18 protein-coding genes and 1 tRNA gene are annotated in these 22,089 nt (G+C 65.2%); 3 read left to right on the top strand and 16 right to left on the bottom strand.

What is annotated here, in order from left to right; translation table 11 throughout:
• Positions 1-48: 48 nt before the first annotated feature.
• Entirely contained in the window at positions 49-3,591 is a 3,543-nt protein-coding gene (gene smc / locus SALLO_RS0111140) for a chromosome segregation protein SMC (protein WP_022836384.1), read from the top strand.
• A gap of 43 nt (positions 3,592-3,634) precedes the next feature.
• On the opposite strand, the gene SALLO_RS0111135 is transcribed toward smc, so the two are convergent.
• From SALLO_RS0111135 to SALLO_RS0111115, 5 genes are all read right to left on the bottom strand, one after another.
• Positions 3,635-5,566 (bottom strand): hybrid sensor histidine kinase/response regulator, encoded by a 1,932-nt coding sequence (locus tag SALLO_RS0111135; protein WP_028567172.1) that lies wholly within the window; start codon positions 5,564-5,566, stop codon positions 3,635-3,637.
• A gap of 6 nt (positions 5,567-5,572) precedes the next feature.
• The gene (locus SALLO_RS0111130; protein WP_228702807.1) at positions 5,573-6,055 is read right to left on the bottom strand and encodes a response regulator; all 483 of its coding nucleotides are present in this window, start codon (positions 6,053-6,055) and stop codon (positions 5,573-5,575) included.
• 42 nt (positions 6,056-6,097) lie between these two features.
• Entirely contained in the window at positions 6,098-8,077 is a 1,980-nt protein-coding gene (locus tag SALLO_RS17880) for a PAS domain-containing sensor histidine kinase (RefSeq protein ID WP_022836381.1), read from the bottom strand.
• 145 nt (positions 8,078-8,222) lie between these two features.
• Positions 8,223-9,434 (bottom strand): chorismate synthase, encoded by a 1,212-nt coding sequence (aroC, locus tag SALLO_RS16755; protein WP_022836380.1) that lies wholly within the window; start codon positions 9,432-9,434, stop codon positions 8,223-8,225.
• Between the two features lie 51 nt (positions 9,435-9,485).
• Positions 9,486-11,072, bottom strand: coding sequence for a trypsin-like peptidase domain-containing protein (locus tag SALLO_RS0111115; RefSeq protein WP_022836379.1), 1,587 nt, complete (start codon positions 11,070-11,072; stop codon positions 9,486-9,488).
• Positions 11,073-11,246: 174 nt separating this feature from the next.
• On the opposite strand from SALLO_RS0111115, the gene SALLO_RS0111110 reads away from it, so the two are divergent.
• Complete coding sequence (locus tag SALLO_RS0111110) at positions 11,247-12,143, top strand: histone deacetylase family protein (protein WP_022836378.1); 897 nt, start codon at positions 11,247-11,249, stop codon at positions 12,141-12,143.
• A gap of 91 nt (positions 12,144-12,234) precedes the next feature.
• Positions 12,235-12,600: a rhodanese-like domain-containing protein gene (locus SALLO_RS0111105; protein ID WP_022836377.1), complete on the top strand. Its 366-nt coding sequence runs from the start codon at positions 12,235-12,237 to the stop codon at positions 12,598-12,600.
• Between the two features lie 122 nt (positions 12,601-12,722).
• On the opposite strand, the gene dnaB is transcribed toward SALLO_RS0111105, so the two are convergent.
• The 11 genes from dnaB to rpsB all read right to left on the bottom strand — a co-directional run bounded on the left by dnaB (position 12,723) and on the right by rpsB (position 22,020).
• Positions 12,723-14,333, bottom strand: a complete 1,611-nt coding sequence (dnaB, locus tag SALLO_RS16750) for a replicative DNA helicase (protein ID WP_022836376.1) — start codon at positions 14,331-14,333, stop codon at positions 12,723-12,725.
• Positions 14,334-14,425: 92 nt separating this feature from the next.
• Positions 14,426-15,211, bottom strand: coding sequence for a uracil-DNA glycosylase (locus SALLO_RS0111095; protein ID WP_022836375.1), 786 nt, complete (start codon positions 15,209-15,211; stop codon positions 14,426-14,428).
• A complete protein-coding gene (gene coaBC / locus SALLO_RS0111090; RefSeq protein WP_022836374.1) occupies positions 15,204-16,421 on the bottom strand; it encodes a bifunctional phosphopantothenoylcysteine decarboxylase/phosphopantothenate--cysteine ligase CoaBC in 1,218 nt (405 codons plus the stop codon). Before coaBC ends, SALLO_RS0111095 begins: the two co-directional genes overlap by 8 nt.
• Positions 16,422-16,529: 108 nt before the next feature.
• Entirely contained in the window at positions 16,530-16,823 is a 294-nt protein-coding gene (locus SALLO_RS0111085) for a DNA-directed RNA polymerase subunit omega (RefSeq protein WP_022836373.1), read from the bottom strand.
• A gap of 36 nt (positions 16,824-16,859) precedes the next feature.
• Positions 16,860-17,426 (bottom strand): guanylate kinase, encoded by a 567-nt coding sequence (gmk, locus tag SALLO_RS0111080; RefSeq protein WP_022836372.1) that lies wholly within the window; start codon positions 17,424-17,426, stop codon positions 16,860-16,862.
• Between the two features lie 114 nt (positions 17,427-17,540).
• Positions 17,541-18,434: a YicC/YloC family endoribonuclease gene (locus tag SALLO_RS0111075; protein WP_022836371.1), complete on the bottom strand. Its 894-nt coding sequence runs from the start codon at positions 18,432-18,434 to the stop codon at positions 17,541-17,543.
• 90 nt (positions 18,435-18,524) lie between these two features.
• Positions 18,525-18,612, bottom strand: a tRNA-Ser gene (locus SALLO_RS0111070).
• Between the two features lie 35 nt (positions 18,613-18,647).
• Positions 18,648-19,217: a ribosome recycling factor gene (gene frr, locus SALLO_RS0111065; RefSeq protein ID WP_022836370.1), complete on the bottom strand. Its 570-nt coding sequence runs from the start codon at positions 19,215-19,217 to the stop codon at positions 18,648-18,650.
• A gap of 37 nt (positions 19,218-19,254) precedes the next feature.
• Positions 19,255-20,034: a UMP kinase gene (gene pyrH, locus SALLO_RS0111060; RefSeq protein WP_022836369.1), complete on the bottom strand. Its 780-nt coding sequence runs from the start codon at positions 20,032-20,034 to the stop codon at positions 19,255-19,257.
• A gap of 66 nt (positions 20,035-20,100) precedes the next feature.
• Positions 20,101-20,931 (bottom strand): translation elongation factor Ts, encoded by an 831-nt coding sequence (gene tsf / locus SALLO_RS0111055; RefSeq protein WP_022836368.1) that lies wholly within the window; start codon positions 20,929-20,931, stop codon positions 20,101-20,103.
• Positions 20,932-21,024: 93 nt separating this feature from the next.
• Positions 21,025-22,020 carry a 30S ribosomal protein S2 gene (rpsB, locus tag SALLO_RS0111050; protein ID WP_022836367.1) on the bottom strand — a complete coding sequence of 332 codons (996 nt, stop codon included), beginning with the start codon at positions 22,018-22,020 and terminating at the stop codon, positions 21,025-21,027.
• Between the last annotated feature and the right edge of the window lie 69 nt (positions 22,021-22,089).

Raw genomic sequence — 22,089 nt, 5'->3', positions numbered from 1 at the left:
CGCCCGCCGCTCCCTTTTCGCGTTTGTCCAGAGATTCTATCGCAGTGCATGTACCTCCGCACGCTTTCGCTCAACGGCTTCAAGAGCTTCGCCGACGACACCACCCTGACCTTTGACCGCGGCATTACGGCCATCGTAGGCCCCAACGGCTGTGGCAAATCGAACGTGGTTGATGCCGTGCGGTGGGTGATTGGCGAGCAGCGCCCCACGGTGCTCCGCTCCGATAAGATGCAGAACGTCATCTTCAACGGCACGGCCGATCGTAAGCCGCTGGGCATGGCCGAGGTGCAGCTCACCATCGAAAACAACCGCGGCGTGCTGCCCACCGAGTACAACGAAGTGACGGTGGGGCGGCGCCTCTTTCGCGACGGCACCTCCGAGTACCTGCTGAACGGCACCGAGTGCCGCCTGAAGGACATCACCAGCCTGTTCATGGATACGGGGATGGGCGCCGATGCCTACTCGGTGATCGAGCTGAAGATGATCGACGACATCCTCTCGGGAAACAAGGAGGAACGCCGCCGCCTGTTTGAGGAGGCCGCCGGCATCACGCGGTACAAGATGCGGCGGCGGCAGGCGCTGCGCAAGCTGGACAACACGCAGTCGGACCTCGACCGCATCCGCGACCTAACCGACGAGATTGGAAAACAGGTGCGGCGCCTCAAGCGGCAGTCGAAGAAGGCTGCCACCCACCAGGAGGTCACCGAGGAGCTGGCAACGGTGGAGCAGCACGTGCTGCAGGCCCGCTTCAACGCGCTCGCCGCGCGCCACGCGACGCGCACCCAGCAGCAGGCCGAGCAGCAGGAACAGGCCGAGACGCTGCAAGCCGCCATTGAGGCCAAAGAAGCTGCCCGCGAGGAAGCGCGTGCCACGCTCGACGAACGCACGACCGCCCTGGAGGCCGCGCGCGAGGCCCTGCAGGACCACCGCGCGCACATCCGCGACCTGGAGGCCGACCAGCGGGTGCAGCGCGAACGGCTGAATCAGGCGCGCCGCGACCGGGCGCGGGCCCAGGAGGCGCAAGAGGCCGCTGCAGAGGAGCAGGAGACGCTCCAGGCCGCTGCCGAGCGACTCACACAGGCCCTGCAAGAAGCGAAGCCCGCCACCGCCGCAGCTGAGCAAACCCGCGACGAAGCCCGCGCGGAACGCGACGAAGCCCGCGCCACGGCCGAGGCGTTGCGCGACGAGGTGCGCACCCATCGCGCGGCCGTCGAGGCGGCCGAGCAGGAGCAGGCCCGCCGCCGCCGTACGCTCGACCGCCTCACCAACCGGCAAGAGCTGCTGAGCGACGAAGCCGAGCGCGCACGCGACGAACACGCGACCCTTGCCGACGAACAAGAAACCCTTGACGCGCAAGTTGCAGCGGCCGAAACCGCCATTGCCGAGGCCCAAACGGCACGCGCCGCGGCACAGGACGCCCTGGCGGCTGCCCAATCGGAACGCGACGCGCGCGCGTCGGCGCTGGAGGAGGCCCAAGCGTCGCTGCGCACGGCCGAGCGCCGCCGCGACGCCGCCGCGGCTGAGGTTGACCTGCTGGAGGGCCTCGTGACCAGCTACGACGAGTTTTCGGACGCGGTGCAGTCGCTGGCGGAGGGGCCGCTCCCGGAGCTGGACACCGTGGCCGATGGATTGGCGTGCGACGATTCGCTGCGGCGCGCCCTCGACGCCGCCCTCGGAGACCTCGCGGCCTGCGTGGTGGTCGAGACGCCGGCCGAGGCCCGCGCGGCCATCGCGCACTTGCAAGACACCGAAGCCGGGCAGGCGACGTTTCTCATCACCGAGCGGCTGCCCGAACCGCCGCCCACGCCCGCCCTCAAGGGCGCTCGGCCGCTACGCCCGTTGGTGCGCGCCGCCAACGATACGTTCGCACGCATCGCCGATGTGCTGCTCAGCGGCGCCTTCGTGACCGACACGCTCCAAGACGCCGCGCGCAGTGCGCGCCAGGCCGCTACGTCCGTGCGGGTGTTTACGCCGGACGGCGCCTGGGCCGATGCCCGCGGCTTGCAACACGGCGGAAGTGCCGCCTCCGCATCGCCGGTGGCCAGTCGCCTGGGCCGCCACGAGCAGTTGCAAGAGGCCCGCGCCGCGCAGGCCGCCGCGCAAGAGTCGGTTGCTGCCGCCACGCGCGCCGTCGAAGAAGCCCAGGAGGCGCTCGATGCGTATGCGCTGGATGCCGAGCGGGCCGCGGTGGAGGCGCAAGAGGCGGCGCTGCAAAAGGCCGAGCGCCGCGCCGAGCGGGCGCGCTACGAGCAGGAACGCCTCACCGAACGCCGCACGGCCCTCGACGCGCGCATCGAAGAGATCACTGCCGAGCAGGAAACCATCGCCGCGCGCATCGACGACCTGGAGGCGGCCGTGGCCGAGGGCCGCGCCACCGCCGCGGAGGCCCGCACCGCCCGCGACACCGCCGTTGCGGCCCTTGAGGAGGCCGAGGAAAAGGAGCGCGCCGCTACCGAAGCCTTCAGCGAAGCCAACGTGGCCGCCGTGCAGGCCGCCAACCGGGCCGAAAACCTCGCGCGCGACCTGGAGCGCACCCGCACGCGCCTGGAGACGCTGGCGGACGAGACCGAGCGCCGCGCGCAAACCATCGACGAGCTGGAAGACACCATCGAGGCGGCGTTGGATCGGCAGACGGCGCTCGATGCGACCATTGACACGGCCCGTACCGAGCGGGCGTCGTTTGAGGAGGCGGTGGAAACCGCCGCGGCCGCGGTAGAAGAAACCAAGGCCGTCATCGAAGAACAGAACGACGCCCTGCGCACGCTCCGCTCCCAGCGTGAGGAGGCGGTGCAGGCGGCCAACGAACGAGCCGTGCAGGCCGCCGACCTGGAGGCCCGCCGCGCCGACCTGGTGGAGCGCGGCCAAGAAGCGTTTGGACGCGATATCGCCGATGCTCCGTTTCCGCTCCCCGACGACTTCGACCGCGAAGCGGCACAGGCGCGCGCCGAGACGCTTCGCACCAAGCGCGACCGCATCGGCGACGTGAATCCGCTGGCGCTTGAAGCCTACGAGGACGAGAAGGAACGGCTGGCCTTTCTCCAGGAGCAACAAGAGGATCTGGAGCACGCCGAAGAAACGCTTGTCGAGACGATCCACGAGATCAACCAAACGGCAGCCGAGCGCTTCAACGCGACCTACGAGGAGGTACACAGCAGCTTTCAGCGACTCTTTACCGAGCTCTTTGGGGACGGCGCCTCGGCTCGCTTGGAGCTCGAAGAAAGCGACGACCCGCTCGATGCCGGCATCCAGATTATCGCCCAGCCGAAGGGCAAGCGCCCGGTCACGCTCGAACAACTCTCCAGCGGCGAAAAAACGCTGACAGCCATCGCACTCCTGTTTGCCATCTACCTCGTCAAGCCAAGTCCGTTTTGCATCCTGGATGAGGTGGATGCGCCGTTGGACGATGCCAACGTGGAGCGCTTCATGGAGCTGATCCGGCGCTTTGAGCACGACACGCAGTTTATCCTCGTAACGCACAACCAGCGGACGATGGCCCTGGCGGACCGGCTCTACGGCATCACGATGGAAGAGCAGGGCGTCTCGAAGCTGGTGGGCGTGCAGTTCGACGAGGCCGTCGCCCTCACCGGCTGATGCGCACGTTTGCATGCGCTTTGGGATCGGGCACACAGCGCTGCTACGAGGACGGGGCTGCTTTGTGTGCGGGCAGCACCTCTTGCAGGGCGGCCTGCAGCTTTTCGGCGGTAAACGGCTTGGCCAGAAAGGTTTGCGCGCCAGCGTCGAGGGCCTGGTCGGTGCGCCCGTCGGCCAGCCCGCTGGCCGCGATGATCGGCAGGTCGGCGCTTCGCTCACGGGCCGCGCGGATCAGTTCAAAGCCGTCCATGCCGGGCATACGCAAGTCCGTGATGAGCGCATCGAAGCGGTCAGGCCCCGTGGCATCCAGCCGCTCAAGGGCCGCCGTGCCGCTGCCCGCCGTTTCTACGGCGTAGCCGGCATCCTCCAGCGTCTGCTTGGCGGTGTCCAGGATGAACGCCTCATCGTCAACCACGAGGATGCGTTCGCCCTGGCCTGCGCGCAAGGCTTCCGGCGCCGGGGTGCTGCGCTCGCGCGCATCGGCATCGGCCACCGGCAGGTACAGGTCGAAGGTCGTCCCCTCGCCCGGCGCGCTGTCCACATCCATAAAGCCGTTGTGGCTCTTGATGATGCTGTAGGCCGTCGAGAGGCCAAGGCCTGTGCCCTCGCCCTCGGGCTTTGTTGAAAAGAACGGCTCAAACACCTTGTCGACCACGTCGGGCGGAATGCCGCTGCCGGTGTCTTCCACCGAGACGCGCACGTACGTGCCCGGCGCGGCATCGAGGGTGCGGCGGGCGTCGGCGTCGGTAATGGTGACGGTGCTGGCGCTGATGGTGATGCGGCCGCCGTCGTCCATGGCGTCGCGGGCGTTCACGCACAGGTTCATGAGCACCTGCTGAATCTGCGTCGCGTCGCCCACAATGTTTGGAAGCTCCTCGGGCGGATCCGTGACCACCGAGATGGCGTCCGAGAACGTCTCGCCGGTGATCTTCTCCACCTCCTCGATGATGGTGCGCACGTCGAGCGCCACGCGCTCGCCCTCTACGCCGCGGGCAAACGCCAGCACCTGCTCGACCATGTTTGAGCCGCGCTCGGCGCTTTTCTGAATCATGGAGAGGGTGCGCTCGGCCTGGTCGTCGTCGCCAAACCGTTGTTGCAACACCTTCACGCCCAAAAGGATGGGGACGAGCAGGTTGCCCAGGTCGTGCGCGATGCCGCCCACGAGGCGGCCGATGCTTTCCATGCGCTGCGAGCGGAGAAACTGCGATTCGAGTTGCTTCCGCTCGGTGATGTCGGTGTTGATGACGAGGATGGATTGGGGCTGCCCGGCGTCGTTGCGCACAAGGGTCCAGCGGCTCTCCACGATGAGTTCCTCGTCATCGCGCGTTTGTTGCCGCAGCTCGCCGGTCCACTCGTCTTCGGCCTCGATGGTCGCGCGGGCCTCGGCGAGCTTCTCGTGCTGACTTTCGGGGTAGAGGCGGTCGCGGGCCGTGGTGCCCAGCACGTCGTCGGCGCTCCAGCCGGTGAGGCGCTCGGCGCTCTTGTTCCAGTACACCACGCGCCCGTCAAGGTCGTAGGCGATGATCGCATCGCGGGCCTTGTCGAGGAGCTGGGCCTGCTCGCGGATGCGTTGCTCGGCGGCGTGGCGCTCCACGGCATACCGAATGGAGCGCTCTAAAAGCGGCGCGTCGATCTGCTCTTTCGAGAGGTAATCGGCCGCCCCGGCCGTCATGGCGTCCAGGTCCACGCGCAGGTCGCCCTGGCCCGTGAGCAGAATGATGGGCGTGGGCACGCCGCCGCGTTCCTTCACCTCCTTGAGCAGGTCGAGCCCGTTGCGGGCCCCCAGGCGGTAGTCCACAAGGCACACGTCGTAGCTCCCGTCGAAGATGGCCTCGAGGCCTTCGTCGTAACTCTGCGCCCAGTCGATGGCGCACTGGATGGTTTGCGCCTTCGAGAGGAGCGCTTTGGTGATGAGGAAGTCGTCCTCATCATCCTCAATGAGCAGAAGGTCGAGCGCCTCGGGAGCTGTCATCATGTAGGATCAGTCGATTACTTCGCGCTCGGGCGGGAGCTTCACAATCTCGAACCAGAATTCCCCCAACGCCTTGATCGCATCGGCGAGGCCTTCGAAGGTAACCGGCTTCGTCACGAAGGCATTCACTCCCAAATCGTAGCTTTGCAAGATGTCTTGCTCGGCATCAGAGGTTGTTAACACAATGACCGGGATCCGACGGAGATCCGCATCTGATTTAATTTGCTTGAGGGCTTCACGGCCGTCCATGCGGGGCATGTTCAGGTCGAGCAAGATCAGGCCGGGGCGCGGCGAGGTGGAGGGGTCGCTGTAGGGCCCCTCGTGGCGCAGGTACTGCATGAGCTCCTCGCCATCCTCTACGGCCGAGATGTCGTTGGCAAGGCGGCTGCCCTTGAGCGCGCGCCGCGTAAACATGCGGTCGTCGGGGTCGTCCTCTGCCAAAAGAATGTCAATGCCGCGTGCTGTATTCATCCAACTGCGTCGTAAGTCCATAGGATGCTGTATCGGTCCGGCGCACGCGCGCTGCCGTACGGGTTACGCGGCAGGACGTACCGGAAGGTAAACAGTGAACGTTGTTCCCTCGTTGGGAACGCTCGCTACGGTAATATAGCCACTGTGGCGCTCCACGATGCGCCGGCAAATGGCCAGGCCCATCCCGGTGCCTTCGTAGGCACTGCGGCCGTGGAGACGCTTAAAAGGAGAAAAAATACGGTCGGCGTATTTGTTGTCGAACCCAATGCCGTTGTCGGCCACGGTCAGGCGGCACACCGGGCCGCTGGTATCGACATACACCTCCTCAGGCAGCGAATCGGCAGGTACAGTATCCGCGCGTACGGTTACAGCTGGAGGGACGTTCGGGCGGTGAAACTTGAGACCGTTGCCGATCAGGTTTTGGAGGAGCTGGCGAATTTGGGTGTGGTCGGCCGTAAGGGTGGGCAGCGGGCCAATGTCTACCGTGCCGTCTACGTCGCGGATGCGCAACTCGAGGTCGCTCTTTACGTTCGCCGCCACCGTGTTCAGGTCGACCGGCTTAAAGGGACGGCTCTGTGTGGTGACGCGAGAGTACACGAGCAGGTCAGAGATAAGCTGCGACATGCGCTGGGCTGCGTCCTGCATGCGCTCCAGGTAGTGGCGGCCGTCGTCGTCCACCACGTCCCCGTAGTCTTCCAGCACGAGATTCGAGAACGCACTAATTTTGCGCAGCGGCTCTTGCAGGTCATGCGAGGCCACATACGCAAAGTCGCGCAGGGCACGGTTGCGTTGCTCCAGCTTGGCATTGGTAGCCGCCATGGCCTGCGCAGCTTCTTTGCGCTCGGTAATATCGCGGAAGGTAACCGCTACGCCGTCCTCAATCTTGACGGCCATCACATGATACCACACCGTGCGCGGCCCCTCGTCGTCCTGCGCTACGGTACGCTCTACTTCAATCTGCTGCGGATCGCCTTCTGCAATAACCGCCTGGTAGGTGGCAAAGAGGTCGTCGGTTACAGCTTCGGGCAGCTCCTCGCTAAGGGACGTACCCACGAGGTCATCGGCGGAACGCCCAAACATCTTTTCGGCCTGTGGATTGGCCAGCAGGCACTCGAAGTCGGTGATGGTGCTTTGCGAGTTGCGCACGGCCGCAAGCACAAGGATGCCGTCGAGCGAGCTGGTGAGGACGCTGGACAAGAGGTCGCGCGAGGTTTGCAGCGCCTCGTCTTTGAGCTGCTGGTCGGTGACGTCCTGAAAGCAGGCCAAGACGCCGTACGGATCGTCGCTGTACGAGTCGAACAGCGGACGGGCGTTCACACGAATCCACCGGGGCGGCTCATCGGGCGGATAAATGCCCATGAGCGCATCTTCGATCGGCTCTCGCATAAAGTAGGCCCGCCAGAACGGAAATTCGGCGTTGGGCATCGGTGTGCCGTCGGGGCGCAGGCCGTTCCACTTGTCGTCGTTAAAGCGCGCCCCGATGATTTCATGCCGGGGCCGTCCAAAGATGCGAGCGGCCGTGGCATTGCAATCGCGAAAGATGCCGCGACGGTCCATGAGCAGCACGCCTTCGTTGACGGTGTTAAGCAGGGCATCAAAGCGACTGCCCATCTGCTCGCGGGCCGCGTGGGCCTGGCGCGCCAGCGTGCGATCCGTCAGAATGAGAACGCTGCCGGTCGGCCCGTCCGGCGGGTGCCACGGGCAGGCCGTCCAGTCGACCCAGTACTCCTTGCCGTTCACATGCTTGAGGCGCTGGTCGGTGCCGCGTTGGCGCACCTGCTCGCGGCGTGTCGTGTCCAGCACGTCCTGCCAGTGGCCAGCGGCGTCCTCCACCAGCTCGGCCCAGGGCGTAGGCCCTTCCATCTCGAAGACGGCGGCCCATTCCGGGCTCCACGCCTGCACCACCCCCTCGGCATCCAGCACGCCCACCACGCCCGGCCAGGCGTCTACCACCGACCGCAGCACGGCCAGCGGCTGGTTGAGCGACACGGCGGCCGCGGAAGCATTGGGGAATGTAGACTGAAGCGCCGAAGCCTGCGTCATGGAACCATAGCGCGCATGGGCAACCCTACCGGCATAGGCGTCGAGGGCGCGGCATGCGTCTGTAACGGGTTTGTAAACTATTCAAATATACGATGCAGTATGTTGCGTGTCAACATACCGCTGGAAGTTATAGGGGAAACCGGCGCTACGGGCGCTGGCTCCCGGGTTGCGCCGTTCCGTTGGCCACATGGGCACGTATTTCCTCCAGGTGGTCGCCCCCGAATTTTTCGAGGAAGGCGTTTGCGATGGTGTAGGCCACGGTGGCCTCGGCCACGGTCGACGCGGCCGGCACGCTCGTGATGTCGCTGCGCTCGTAGCGGGTGGTTTGGGCCTCGCCGGTGGCCAGGTCTACCGAGTCGAGCGGCTTAATGAGCGTGGGAATGGGTTTCATGTAGCCGCGCACGATGATGGGCATGCCGTTGGAGGTGCCGCCCTCAATGCCGCCGGCATGGTTGGTGCGGCGCGTGAGCGATCCGTCGCCGTCGGGTGCAATGGGGTCGTGCACCTGCGAGCCGGGGCGCGCGGCATTCTGCACGCCGTCGCCAATCTCGGCGGCTTTTTGGGCTTGAATGGAGCAGATGGCCTGGGCCAGCTGGCCGTCGAGGCGCCGGTCCCAGTGCACGTACGACCCCAGCCCGGGGGGCACGCCGGTAACAACCACCTCGTAGACCCCCCCCAGCGAGTCGCCGGCTTTCTTTGTGGCTTCGATGTGTTCGACGGCCTCCGCCGTGAGGTCGTCGTCGAGCATGCGCAGGGCACTTTCGTCGGCCGCTTCGTACAGGGCGCGGGCGCCGCCGTCCTCCAAGAGGGCATCCCGCCGGGCGGCCCAGTCGGACGCATCGTCGTAGGTGACGTCGCCCAGCCGCACCACGTGGCTGCCCACGGCAATGCCAAACTGTGCGAGCAGCTGGCGGGCCACCGAGCAGCACGCCACGCGCATGGCCGTCTCGCGCGCGCTGCTCCGGTCAATCACCGGACGGATGTCGTCGAAGTTGTACTTTTGCAGGCCGGCCAGGTCGGTATGGCCCGGTCGCGGCAGGGTGACGGGGTCGATGTCGTCGCCGGAGCCCTCCAGGGCCATCTTTTCGGGCCAGCCGGCGCGGTCCTTGGTGTAGGCGGCATTGTCGAGCCGAAAGGCAATGGGGCTGCCCATGGTCTTCCCAAACCGCAGCCCGCTATAAATGTGGACCTTGTCGTTCTCGATCTTCGAGCGGCCGCCGCGGCCGTAGCCCAGCCAGCGGCGCGCCAGGTGCGTATTGATGTCGGCAGCCGTCAGCGGAACGTGGGCGGGCATGCCCTCGATGATGCCAATGAGGGCCTCGCCGTGCGACTCGCCGGCGGTAAGGTAACGAAGCATAAAACTACACAAGACAAATGAAAAGAGCGGGCAGGATAGGCCGTGCTGCCCTTAAAGAAGTTCGTAGAAGGCCGTGGTGCCGTCGCTCCGGCGCACGCGCACCAGCATAGGCGGCTGGGCCGCTTCAATGCGTTGCGCGAGCTGCGCTGCGGCGTTTACCGCTTTACGGTTCACATGCGTGAGCACCACGTCGCGATTTAGGCCGGCCGCCGCAGCGCGGCCGCCGTCGCGCACATACGCCACGTACAAGCCATCAGCAGTGCCAAAGCGTTCGCGCTCCACCGCCGTAAGCGGCCGCACGCCAATCCCCCAGGCCGCAATGGGCGTCACCGCCGACGAATCAGGAGCGGGGGCGGCGTCCGGAAGCATCGGCGCATCGTCATCCGGCGCGGCATCGTTCGGCGGGCCTTGCAAGCGGTCGCGCCATTGCTGGTAGGCTGCATCGCTGCGTCCCATCAGGGTTACGCCCAGGCGCCGCTCGGCCCCGTCGCGCCACACGGTCAGTTGGATGGTGTCGCCCGGACGGTGGCGCGCCACGGCGCCTTGCAGCTCGTTGGTGGCGTTGACGGTGCGCCGGTTCACGGCCAGGATGACGTCGCCCGCCTGTACGCCGCCTTGCGCAGCGGCGCTTCCCGGCTGCACATCGGTCACGTACACCCCGCGGATGCCGCCCAGGTCAATCGCCTCGGCGCGCTCGTCGTTTACCGCGGCAATGCTTACGCCCAGGTAACCGCGCCGCACCTCGCCGTAGCGGATCAGGTCGCGGGCCACGCGCTCCATGAGGGCGCTGGGAATGGCAAAGCCGTAGCCCTCGCTGGTGCCGCTGTCGGTGGCAATGGCCGTGTTGATGCCGATGAGTTCGCCGGAGAGGTTGACGAGCGCCCCGCCCGAATTCCCCGGATTGATGGCCGCATCGGTCTGGATGAAATCCTCAATGCGGAAGCTGTTGTCGATGATGTTGATCTGGCGGCCCAGCGCACTCACGATGCCGGTGGTTACCGTAGAGGTCAACCGAAACGGGTTGCCCACGGCCATGACCCAGTCGCCCACCTGCACCTTCCGCGACGCCCCGATGGGTAGCGCAGGAAGAGGACGCGGGGCGTCAATCTTGAGGACCGCAAGGTCGGTGGCCGGGTCGGTGCCCACCAGCGTGCCCTGAAACTCGCGCTTGTCGGCCAGCGTGACGCGGATCGTCTCCGCATTTTTCACGACGTGGCGGTTGGTCACGATGTGGCCGTCTTCGCTGATGATGACGCCGCTGCCCACGCTCTGGTGCGGATTGGGCGAGCGGAAAAAGTCCTGCAGGTCGCCTTGAAAGCGGCCCGCCTGTCCATCGGGCGGATCGACAACCACTTCCAGATACACCACCGAAGCCGTCGCCTCGCGCGCCACCGAGCGAAAGGTTTCGTTGATGCCCGGCGAATGCGGCGTCACCGGCGCTGCTTCGGCCGAGTCGGCAGCGGGCTGCACCGGGTCGTTCGCGGCCCCCAGCACCACGCGGTTGGTTTGGGGCGTGGGCGGGCCGGCCGGCGGCGCGGGCGCCGTGATGAGCATAAAGAGGATGCCGCTGAGCAATCCCACCAGGAGCAAACCGATGCCGAGAAGGGCGGCCGTGGAGCGACGAAGCGTGTAAGCCATAAAACTCTCGGATGGGCGGCGACGGGCACGATAGACATAGGTCAGTAAAAAGCACCCTCCGCCGACCCAAATGTTTCGGCGCGCTTACGTCCGCGCCCGGTGTGGAACTGCGCCTCACGGACGTTCTTCTTACGTGGCGTACAGCTCCGCTCCACCCGCAACGCACCTTGCAGTATGCGCGTCAGTTATTGCGACGGTTACTACGTTCCGCTGCCCGACGGGCATCCCTTTCCCATGGCCAAGTTTCCGGCGCTGCATGCGCAGCTGCTGCGCGAGGGGCTGGTGCGCGCAGAAGATGTGGTGGCACCGCGCCCGGCCGATTGGTCGGATCTACTGACGGTGCACACGCGCGACTATCTCGACCGCCTCGCCCGCGGCGCGCTCACCGATCGGGAGGAGCGGCGCATGGGCCTGCCCTGGTCGCCCCGGCTGGTGCGGCGCTCGCGCTTGGCCGTGCAGGGGACGCTCAACGCCGCCCTGATGGCCCTACAGGACGGCGTGGCAGCCAACCTGGCAGGCGGTACGCACCACGCGGCCCCCGGCCACGGCGAAGGCTTCTGCGTGCTGAACGACGTGGCTGTGGCCATCCGCGTGCTGCAGCGGGCCTGCTGGGTGCAGCGCGTGCTGATTGTAGACCTCGACGTGCACCAGGGCAATGGCAACGCGGCGTTCTTTGCGGACGACCCCGCCGTCTACACTTTTTCGATGCACGGCGCCAAAAACTATCCTTTCCGCAAGCCGCCCTCCACCCACGATGTCGGCTTGCCCGATGACACGCCCGACGCTGCCTACCTCGATGCCCTTGCGGCACACCTCCCCACCGCCGTGGCTCGCGCACGCCCCGACCTGATCATCTACCTGGGCGGAATTGACGTGATGGCCGGCGATCGGTACGGCCGCCTCGCCCTCACGCGCGACGGCTTGCACGCCCGCGACCGCTTCGCGCTGCGCACCTTTGCTGCATCGGATGTTGCCACGGTGCTGCTGCTCTCGGGTGGGTACGCCACAACCCCTGCCGCCACGGCCGACCTGCACGCGGTCATGCACCGGGAGGCTGCAACGCTTTGGTAACAGAGCCTACGCCCGGCAAACATTTTAAGCGCGTGCCGCTGTGTTGTGGCACAAGCGTTCATTGATTGCTCATAACCCATCATTGATCGCTATGGCAACAGCAACCGCCGAACCAGCCGACACGCTTGCAACCCTCACGGCCGACTCGCTGAAGCGCGAGCTGCGCAGCGACCGGCCGCCCATCCTCATCAACGTTCTCGATGCCGAGGCCTATCAGGCGCGCCGCATTCCCGGCTCCATCAACGTGCCCACAGACAACATCGCTGTGGTTGAGGAGATTGTGCCGGATCGCGAGGCGCCGGTGGTGGTCTACTGCGCAAATGCCGACTGCACCGCGTCGCCGGAGGCGGCCCGCACGCTGCAAGAAATGGGCTACCGCAACGTGCGCGATTTTGAGGACGGCCTGCAGGGGTGGCGCGCGGCCGGCTACGACCTGATAGGCAACGCGGCGTCCTAACGCCCCAAAGCACGCGGCCCCCGGTTGGGGGACGTTTGAACAGATTGGCGGGCTACGCTCGTGGGCATCGTCCCAGCGGCGTAGCCCGCGCGTCATTGCAGGCCAAGGTTGTTAGAAAGCGCCTAAAACGGTGCATCGGCGCGTTGGCCGGTGCCGTCGCCGCCGGGCGGCCCGTTGTCCCAGTCGTCGTTGGGCGGGGGCGGGCCGTCGTCCCAGCCGCCGTCGTCGGGGAAGCCGCCCGGCCCGGGGCCGCCGCTCCGCGAGAGGTTTTCGAAGCGCGCGTACTTCTTCACGAAGGCCAGCTCGGCCACGCCAATCGGACCGTTCCGCTGCTTGCCAATGATCACTTCGGCGCGGCCCTCGGTGGGGTTGCCTTCGTTGTCGGTGGTAATGCCGTAGCGCTCGGCGCGGTAGATGAACGACACCACATCGGCATCCTGCTCGATAGAGCCGGATTCGCGCAGGTCCGAGAGCTGCGGGCGCTTGTCGCCGCCCCGGTTTTCAACGGCGCGGTTGAGCTGCGAGAGGGCAATCACCGGCAGGTTCAGCTCTTTGGCGAGGCCCTTCAGCGACCGCGAGATGTGGGCGATCTCTTGCTCGCGGTTGGCGCCGCTGCGGAGCTTGCCGGAGGCTTGCATCAGCTGCAGGTAGTCGACCACCACGAGGCCGATGTCGTGCTCGGCTTTCAGGCGGCGGCACTTGGCACGCAGCTCCAGCACGCTCAGGCCCGGTGTGTCGTCGATGTAGATGGGCGCTTCGCTGAGGCGGCCGGCGGTGCGGGCCAGGCGCTGCCAGTCGTCGTCCTTCATACGCCCGGTGCGGGCCCGGTGCGCATCCACGCGGGCCTCGGAGGTGAGCATGCGCTGCGCGAGCTGTTGCGCGCCCATCTCCAGCGAGAAGATGGCCACGCCGGTTTGCCGTTCAGGATGCGTGGCTGCGTTTAGCGCGCACGCCAGGCTAAACGCCGTCTTTCCCATCGACGGCCGTGCCGCAACGATAACCAGATCGGAGGGCTGCCAGCCGCTCGTGAGCCGGTCGAGCGCGTCGAAGCCGCTGGGCACGCCGGTAATGCCGGTATCTTGCCCGTGGATGGCCTCCAGCTGCTCCAGCGTATCTTTTACCACGTCGTTCATAGGCGCCGCCGCGCGGCGCATCTGCGTGTCCGAGATGCCAAAGATTTCGCTCTCGGCCTCGTCGAGCAGCTCAAAAGCGTCTGCGCCAGGCTCGTACGCGTCGCCCACTAGGCTCGTGAGCTTCTCGATGAGCTGCCGCAGCAGCGACTTCTCCGCAATGATGCGGGCGTGATATTCTACGTTGGCCGCCGAAGCCACCTGCGTCGTCAGCTCGGTGAGGTAGTACGGCCCGCCGATGTCGTCGATCGCGTCGCGCCGCTTCAACTCCTCGGTGAGCGTGACGAGGTCCACCGGATTGCCCCGCTCAAAGAGGCTGAGGATAGCGCCGTAAATTTTTTGATGCTTCGCGCTGTAGAACGCCTCCTCGGGCAGAATCTCGATGGCCTTGGGGATGGCCTCGCGCTCCAAGAGCATGGCGCCCAGCACGCTCATCTCCACATCGGTGGCCTGCGGCGGCACGCGGCCCGATTTTTTATGGACCGCCTCGGCCCGGGCCCGCCGGCGCTCGCTTTGGCGCCCGCGCATCTTGTCGAGCGGGTACGAGGGCCGCCCGCTGTCGTCGATGTTCAGGCGCTGCTTCGAGTCGTCGGAGTCGGCCATGGCATGGGGCACCTTGTGAACGAGCGGACTGATTAACGTACGGGCGCTGGCCCATTTCTACAAATGAAGAATGACGCCTCACGCGTGATAGGTTACGCGGCGTCGGTCAACGCATCGTAGCGCGTGCGGAGCAGCTTCATGTCCTCCCACGTGGGGCGCTTCCAGTTTGGGTTACGCAGCAGCGCGGCCGGGTGATAGGTAGCCATCACCGGAATGCCGTAGAAGTCGTGCTCTTTGCCGCGCAGCGACTTGAGCGACGAGCGCCGGTCGAGCAGCGTGTTGGCGGCCACCTTACCCACGCACAGGATAATCTGCGGGCGGATGAGTTCGATCTGCTTGTACAGGATCGGGATGTGCGCCTCCACTTCTTCCGCCTGCGGGTCGCGATTGTTGGGCGGGCGGCTCTTGAGGATGTTGGTGATGTAAATGTCGGAGCGATCGAAGTTGATCGCCGCCAAAATTTTGTCCAGGAGCTGCCCCGAGCGGCCCACGAACGGCTCGCCCTCTTTGTCTTCGTCGCGCCCGGGCGCTTCCCCAATGACGAGGAGGTCGGCCGTGGGCGTACCGACGCCAAACACCGGGTTCTGGCGCTCCTCATCGAGCGGGATGAACACAGTGTTGGCGACGATGGCTTCCAGTTCCTCAAGCGACTCCACATCGCGGTACGGCGCCTCCTCTGGGATGAGCGCGTGGATGCGTGCGTGCGGCGGGAGAGACGCGTCTTCGGTCGGGTCGATCGTGTTGCCGAACAGGTCTTGGTTGGGCATGTCGTCGTCGGAAGCGGTGGCAGAGCGATGAGCGTTTAGGGGAAGCCAGGAGCCCGTGAGGGCGCGTTCGTGCGCGAGCAGCTGGCGCGTGCTGCGAAGGAGGTCACGCATGGGGGGCTTCAATTACATGATCCAAAAGAGCGCCGGCCAGGGCAAATTTGTCCATCTGGGGGAACGCGGTGCGGGAGCCGTCCGCACCAAGCAAGGTAACGGCGTTGGTTGACGGCCCGAAGCCCGCGCCCTCCTCCGTCGGGTTGTTCAGCACAATCCAGTCCAAGTTTTTGGCTCGCAGCTTTTCTTTGGCGTGCGCGAGGCCGTCGTGGGTTTCCAGCGCGAAGCCCAGCAGGCGTTGCCCGTCGTGCTTGTGGGCGCCCAGCGTTTTCAGAATATCGGGCGTGCGCCGGAGACGAATGGTGAGATCATCGTCACGCTTTTTTTGCTTGCGGTCGGACGGATCGGCGGGCGTGTAGTCGGCAACGGCGGCGGCCATCAGCACCCAGTCGGCGGTGTCGCGGCGGCGCTGCACGGCCTCGTGCATGGCGGCGGCGGTGCGCACGTCGACGCGCGAGACGCCCGGCGGCGTGTCGAGCGTGGTTGGCCCGGCCACGAGGGTGACGCGGGCCCCGCGGGCGGCCGCGGCCTGCGCAAGGGCAACCCCCATTGTGCCGGTCGACGGGTTGGTGAGGTGCCGCACCGGGTCGATGGGTTCTTGCGTTGGGCCGGCGGTCACGAGCACGTGCTGGCCGCTGAGGGGGCCGTCGGTGGGCAGCAGGCGCTCGGCAATCTCGCGCACGATGGCCGCAGGTTCGGGCATGCGGCCCTGCCCCACCAGGCCGCTGGCGAGCGCGCCGTGCGCCGCCGGCATGACGTGATAGCCGTAGTCGGCAAGCTGCCTGAGGTTGCGCTGCGTGGCCGGGTGCTGGTACATGTCGCGGTCCATGGCGGGGCACACCAGGAGCGGGCAGTTGGCCGAGAGCACCGTGGCGGTGAGCATCGAGTCGCTGAAGCCCCCGGCCAGCTTGGCGATCGTTTGGGCCGTTGCAGGGGCAATGACGAACAGATCGGCCCAGGTGCCCAACGTGACGTGCTGCGTCCACGAGCCGTCTTCGTTGGCCGGAAAGATTTCGGTGAGGACTTTCCGCTCGGAGAGGGTGCCCAGCGTGAGCGGCGGAATAAAGCGGGCGGCGTCGGGCGTCATGAGCACCTGCACGGCGGCACCGGCACGCTTTAGGAGACGCACGAGCAGGGCTGCTTTATACGCCGCAATACTTCCCGTAACGCCCAACAGCAGGCGCCGGTCGGTGAGGTCGGGGAGGGCCATGACGGCACACGAGGCACGAGACAACAAAACATCCGGCGGCCCGGCCCTGCAGGGTGGTGCACAGGCTTCATCGGCGCCGGATGCGAGGCGGACAACGGACGCCGGTGCTTATTCTTCGTTGGCGTGACGGAAGTACAGCTCGTCGTCCACAAAGTCTTTGATGGCGCGCTCGGTAGGCTCGGGGCGCTTCTCGAACTCCTTCGAGGCGGCCGCTTGCTCTTCTTGCATGTGCACGTCTTCCATCTCCGGCCCGAAGCCCTCAAAATACTGGAGCTTCTCCTCAATCTCCGTTTGCTCGTTCGACGCAATTTGGCGGGCACGCTTCGAGAGGATCGCTACCGTCTCGTAGATATTTCCGGTACGTGCAGCAAGGTCATCGACGTCGAGGGTTTGGATAGCCATCGGCGGCAGGCGATTCTATAAAGAGTGGCGTGTGCGTTAGCTTTCGATAAACTGCCGGATGTACGCCAGGGTTTCGTCGACGGCTTTGTCGAGGTCGTCATTCACAACAACGGCATCGAAGCGATCGGCCTGCTGCATCTCCCAGCGCGCACGGTCGAGGCGCTCGGCCACGTCGTGCTCGTCCTCGGTGCCGCGCCCGCGCAGGCGGCGCTCCAGCTCCTCCATCGACGGCGGCTGAATGAAGCACACGAGCGCATCGTCTCCAAACTGCTGCTTGACGTTCAGGGCGCCTTTTACGTCAATATCGAGCAGCACCCCGCCGGTGCGGCCTTTTGCGTCCACTTCCGATTGCAGCGTGCCGTAGAACATGCCGGGGTACACTTCTTCGTATTCGAGCAGCTGGCCCGCCTCCATTTTTTCCTGAAAGTCGTCCGTCGACAGGAAATAATAGTCGGTGCCATGCGCTTCGCCCGGACGCGGCGCGCGCGTGGTGGCCGACACCGAAAAGTCGACCGTGGGGAGTTGGGGCATCACGCGGCGGGCAATGGTCGTTTTGCCCGCCCCACTGGGAGCGGTGAGGACAATGATGCGACGAGCAGACATACAGGGCAGACCGTTCAATGCGTTCGGACGAGAGCGGCCGCCGGGTGCGGCCGTTGGGCAGGAGGACCACGTGGCGCCGGAGAAAACAGCCCCTAGCGGTGGCTCGGCCCGGGCTTATTCGACGTTATTAATTTGCTCGCGGAGCTTTTCGATTTCTTCCTTGATGCCCACCGCATGGCGCGACACCACATCGTCGTTGGCCTTTGCGCCAATGGTGTTGGCCTCGCGGTGCATCTCCTGCACCAAAAACTTGAGCTTGCGGCCCACCGGCTCAGCGCTCTCCAGCGCGGTTTCAAACTGATCGACGTGCGACCGCAGGCGCACGCACTCCTCGTTGATGTCGAGCTTGTCGGCGATGATGGCAATTTCGGTTTCGAGGCGGTCGCGGTCGAGGCGATCGTCGTCGAGCAGCTCGGCCAGACGGGTGCGCAGGCGCTCTTGGTGCTCCTCAACCCGCTGCGGCGCCCGCTCTTGGATGACCGCCAAGTGGTCGCTCATGGCATTCAGGCGGTCCTGCAGGTCGTCGTGCAGGGCAGCGCCTTCCTCGCGGCGCATGGCATCGAGCGCATCGATGGCGTCCGCAAGCGCCGCTTCTACGGCAGGCCACACCGCCGCTAGGCGGGCGTCGGGATCCTCGTCGTCCGGTTCTTCGGTGGTAAACACGCCCGAAAAGTGCAGCAGGTGCTCCAGGCGAATGGGCTCCTGCAGTTGGGCGGCGGCGCGCAGGCGCTCAAGCACCTGTTTGTAGTGCACCGCCGCGGCGGTATCCACGCGGACGGCGGGCGTGTCGGCGTCTTCGGCATCGAGGCGCACGTTCACCTTGAAGCGGCCGCGGTCGAACCGGTTTTTGATCTGCGTCTCGATGGCGCGTTCGCGGGGCGCAAGCAGGTCGGGGGCGCGCAGCGAGAGATCGAAATGCCGTTTGTTCACCGATCGAATTTCTACGGTGGCGGTAACGCCTTCGGCCGTGGCCGTGCCGCGGCCAAAGCCGGTCATGCTAGCAATCATAACATCGAGAACGAGACGAGCGGGGCTGCGAGATATACGACAGCCGAGCGCTCCGGGTGAACACTCGGCCATGGACGGGACACACATCAGCGGAGGGGGAGGGATTCGAACCCTCGGTACCGCAGGACGGCACACTCGCTTTCCAGGCGAGCCCCTTCGACCGCTCGGGCACCCCTCCAAACAAACGGGGGCACGGCCCCCGGTGGCAAAACGTCAGACTTGCATGATTTCCTCTACCTTGCGTTCCATCAGCTGGTCGATGCGCTCCGTAAATTCGTCGGTAAGCGCCTGGATGTCTTCTTCGCCGCCGTACAAGACGTCCTCCGACAGGTTTTCCTCGGCGATGGTTTGCTTCAGCTCGTCCTTAAACTCGCGCCGGATATTGCGAATGGAGATTTTGGCGTCTTCGGCGCGCTCGCGCACGGTTTTGGCAATTTCCTTGCGGCGCTCCTCGGAGAGCGGCGGCACGGGAATGCGAATTTGCTGGCCGTCGTTGTTCGGGTTGAGGCCCAGGTCGGAGGTCATGATGGCCCGCTCGATGTCCTGGATGGCGTTCTTGTCGAACGGCTGGATGAGGAGCAGATCGGCCTGCGGCGCGGTGATGGTGGCGAGCTGGTTGAGCGGCGTCTGGCTGCCGTAGTAGTCCACGCGAATATTTTCGAGCATGGCCGGGCGGGCGCGGCCCACGCGAAAGGCCTTAAGCTCGGAGCGCAGGTACTCCAGCGTTTCGTCCATCTGCGTGTGGGCGTCGTCCAGCAGATTTTGAATGGGGTCGTCAGCCATAATGCAATAGGGGATGAACGGAAAGGAAGCGTTGGGATTACGCGGGCTGCGTGGCGGGCGCGTCGTCGTTCCAGTGCACGCGGGTGCCTATGGCGGTGTTGCCTTGTAGCACGCGGGCCAGGTTGCCTTCAACGCCCATGTTGAACACGATGATCGGCATCTCCGACTCCTGGCACAGCGTAAAGGCTGTCATGTCCATCACCCGCAGCCCGCGCCGAATCACTTCGTCGCCGTGAATACGGGCGAAGCGCGTGGCCTCGGGGTTTTCTTCGGGGTCTTCGGCAAACACGCCGTTTACGCGCGTGCCCTTCAAAATCACCTCGGCATCAATCTCAAGGCCGCGCAACGCAGCCGCCGTATCGGTTGTAAAGTACGGATTGCCCGTTCCTGCACCAAAAATGACGACGCGCCCCTTTTCAAGATGGCGCATCGCCCGCCGCCGGATGAACGGCTCGGCAATCTCCTCCATCTTGATGCTCGACTGCAAGCGCGTCTTGAGTCCGGCTTGCTCCAGGGCATCTTGCAGGGCCATGCCGTTAATCATTGTGGCCAGCATGCCCATGTAGTCGGCGTGGGCGCGCGTCATGCCCTTCATGGCATTCTGCACCCCACGAAAGATATTGCCGCCGCCAATCACGATGGCGATTTCGGCGCCCAGCGCTACGGCTTGTTTAATTTCCTGCGCGTAGGTACGCAGCACCGACTCGTCGATGCCAAACGAGCGATCGGCGCCCAGGAGGGCTTCGCCGCTAAGTTTGAGCAGGACGCGCCGGTGCGTGAGCGACGACGCGGCAGCTTCGGGCGATGCATCGGCCATGGGAGAGACTAGCAAACCGGGTGAGGAAGAACGAGTTGGCGCGGTGATGCGCGCACGTCGGGGGGTTTAGTTGCCCAGGGCGTAGCGCACAAACCGCTGCACGTCAACGCCGGCCTCGTCAAGCATGTCGCCCACGCTCATCGAGCCGTCCTTCACGAATTTCTGCTCCAGCAGCACGTTGTCCTCAAAGAAGCGGTTGAGCTTGCCCTGCACGATGTTGTCGATGACGTGCTCGGGCTTGCCCTCGTTGAGCGCAGCCTCGCGTGCAATCTCCATCTCCTTCTCCTGCTTCTCTTCGGAGACTTCCTCGCGGCGCACAGCAATGGGGTTCATGGCAGCCACCTGCATGGCCGCGTCGCGGCCGGCATCGTGCACGTCGCCGTCGCCCGTCACCTCAATCAAAACGCCCAGCTTCGAGCCGGGGTGTACGTACGACAGGATCGTGCCCGCGTCGCTGTCGAGCACATCGAAGCGGCGGATGGCAATTTTCTCGCCGATCCGGCCTGTGATGGCTGCCAGCTCTTCGTCAATCGTGTGGTCGTCGTCAAACGGAAGCGCCTTCAGGGCATCAAGGGCGCTCGGCTGCTCGGCCAGCACCTGATCGGCGATGGTGGCGGCAAACGTTTGGAAGTCGTCGTTGCGCGCAACGAAGTCCGTTTCGCAGTTGACCTCCACAATGGCGCCGGTGCTTTCGTCGTCGCTGATGCGCGTAACGACCAGGCCCTCTTCGGCGGTGCGGTCGGCCCGCTTGGCCGCTACCTTCTGACCTTTCTTGCGCAGCAGTTCAACCGCTGCCTCAAAATCGCCGTCGGCTTCTTTCAGGGCTTTCTTGCAGTCCATCATGCCCACGCCGGTCGCGTCGCGCAGCTTTTTAATGTCTTGTACGGAAATGCTCATGCGTTCAGGGAGTCTCTGTCAACAGTCAAGGATCCAGCGGAAAAAAGCCGGACCGTGCGATGCACGACCCGGCGGACCGAAACGGCCTTAGGATTACGATTGCTTTTTCGCCTGTCGCTCTTTCTGGCCTTCTTGGATGGCCGCGGCGATGGTGCTTGTTACCAGCTCGATGGAGCTGAGCGCATCGTCGTTGGCCGGGATGGGGTAATCAATGTCCCGCGGGTCGCCGTTGGTATCTACCATGGCAATGATGGGAATGCCCAGCTTGAGGGACTCGCTCACGGCGATGTCCTCGCGGCGCACATCCACAATAAAGATGGCCCCGGGCACGCGCGGCATATTGCGAATGCCGCCCAGGGTGTTTTCGAGCTTCTCATGCTCGCGGAGGCGCATGAGCTTTTCTTTCTTCTTGAGCTTGTCGAGCGTGCCGTCTTTTTCCATCTTCTCGATCTCCTCCATGCGGCGAATCGAGCGACGGATGGTTTGGAAGTTGGTCATGGTGCCGCCCAACCAGCGGTCAACCATAAACGGCATGTTGCAGGCTTCGGCGTGGCGCCGCACGATGTCGGAGGCCTGCTTTTTGGTGCCGGCAAACAGGATGCTCTTGCCGCGGCGCGCGAAGCGACGGGCCGCCTTGGCTGCTTCGGCGAGCATGCCCTGCGTTTGCATCAGGTCGATGATGTGGATGTTATTCCGCTTCATGAAGATGTACGGCTCCATGCGCGGATTCCACCGGCTCGTGAGGTGGCCAAAGTGGGCGCCGGCCTTCAGCAGCTCCTCGATGCTCACGAGCGGATCCGCGTCCGCGTCGTCTGCATCGTCATCATCCGCCGCGTCGTCTTCGTCTACGTCGTCTTCGTCTACGTCATCCGTGTCGCCCGCCTCATCCGAGACGTCTGCTTCCTCATCGTCGGCATCGTCCGCGTCGGTGTCATCCGTCGCAGGCGCATCGTCCGCAGCAGATGCGTCCGTCGCCGCATCCTCGGCGGCGGCGTCCGTATCGGCTGCCGAAGCCGCATCGTCGGTGTCGGTGGTGTCGTCGGTCTCCGCTGCAGCAGCGGCTTCTTTTGGCGTTTGTTCGTCAGCCATGTTCGGTGGTTGGATTACAGGGTAGATGGGTTACGCTACTACGACCGTCGGTTGCTCGGCGAAACCACG

It is taken from the genome of Salisaeta longa DSM 21114, from assembly GCF_000419585.1.
GTDB lineage: Bacteria > Bacteroidota > Rhodothermia > Rhodothermales > Salinibacteraceae > Salisaeta > Salisaeta longa.
The sequence above is the reverse complement of the archived record's forward strand: the minus strand, read 5'-3'. Positions and strand labels throughout refer to the sequence as shown.

Coding starts and splice junctions, on each gene's coding strand:
- coaBC (WP_022836374.1), bottom strand. CDS start 16,421: ATGGCCCTCCCCGACCTCACCGACCGGCGCCTGCTGTTGGGCGTTACG.
- SALLO_RS0111085 (WP_022836373.1), bottom strand. CDS start 16,823: ATGGCTATCCAAACCCTCGACGTCGATGACCTTGCTGCACGTACCGGA.
- SALLO_RS0111105 (WP_022836377.1), top strand. CDS start 12,235: ATGGCAACAGCAACCGCCGAACCAGCCGACACGCTTGCAACCCTCACG.
- SALLO_RS0111095 (WP_022836375.1), bottom strand. CDS start 15,211: ATGCGTGACCTCCTTCGCAGCACGCGCCAGCTGCTCGCGCACGAACGC.
- SALLO_RS17880 (WP_022836381.1), bottom strand. CDS start 8,077: ATGACGCAGGCTTCGGCGCTTCAGTCTACATTCCCCAATGCTTCCGCG.
- tsf (WP_022836368.1), bottom strand. CDS start 20,931: ATGAGCATTTCCGTACAAGACATTAAAAAGCTGCGCGACGCGACCGGC.
- dnaB (WP_022836376.1), bottom strand. CDS start 14,333: ATGGCCGACTCCGACGACTCGAAGCAGCGCCTGAACATCGACGACAGC.
- SALLO_RS0111130 (WP_228702807.1), bottom strand. CDS start 6,055: ATGGACTTACGACGCAGTTGGATGAATACAGCACGCGGCATTGACATT.
- SALLO_RS0111075 (WP_022836371.1), bottom strand. CDS start 18,434: ATGATTGCTAGCATGACCGGCTTTGGCCGCGGCACGGCCACGGCCGAA.
- SALLO_RS0111135 (WP_028567172.1), bottom strand. CDS start 5,566: ATGATGACAGCTCCCGAGGCGCTCGACCTTCTGCTCATTGAGGATGAT.
- SALLO_RS0111115 (WP_022836379.1), bottom strand. CDS start 11,072: ATGGCTTACACGCTTCGTCGCTCCACGGCCGCCCTTCTCGGCATCGGT.
- smc (WP_022836384.1), top strand. CDS start 49: ATGTACCTCCGCACGCTTTCGCTCAACGGCTTCAAGAGCTTCGCCGAC.
- frr (WP_022836370.1), bottom strand. CDS start 19,217: ATGGCTGACGACCCCATTCAAAATCTGCTGGACGACGCCCACACGCAG.
- aroC (WP_022836380.1), bottom strand. CDS start 9,434: ATGCTTCGTTACCTTACCGCCGGCGAGTCGCACGGCGAGGCCCTCATT.
- gmk (WP_022836372.1), bottom strand. CDS start 17,426: ATGTCTGCTCGTCGCATCATTGTCCTCACCGCTCCCAGTGGGGCGGGC.
- pyrH (WP_022836369.1), bottom strand. CDS start 20,034: ATGGCCGATGCATCGCCCGAAGCTGCCGCGTCGTCGCTCACGCACCGG.
- SALLO_RS0111110 (WP_022836378.1), top strand. CDS start 11,247: ATGCGCGTCAGTTATTGCGACGGTTACTACGTTCCGCTGCCCGACGGG.
- rpsB (WP_022836367.1), bottom strand. CDS start 22,020: ATGGCTGACGAACAAACGCCAAAAGAAGCCGCTGCTGCAGCGGAGACC.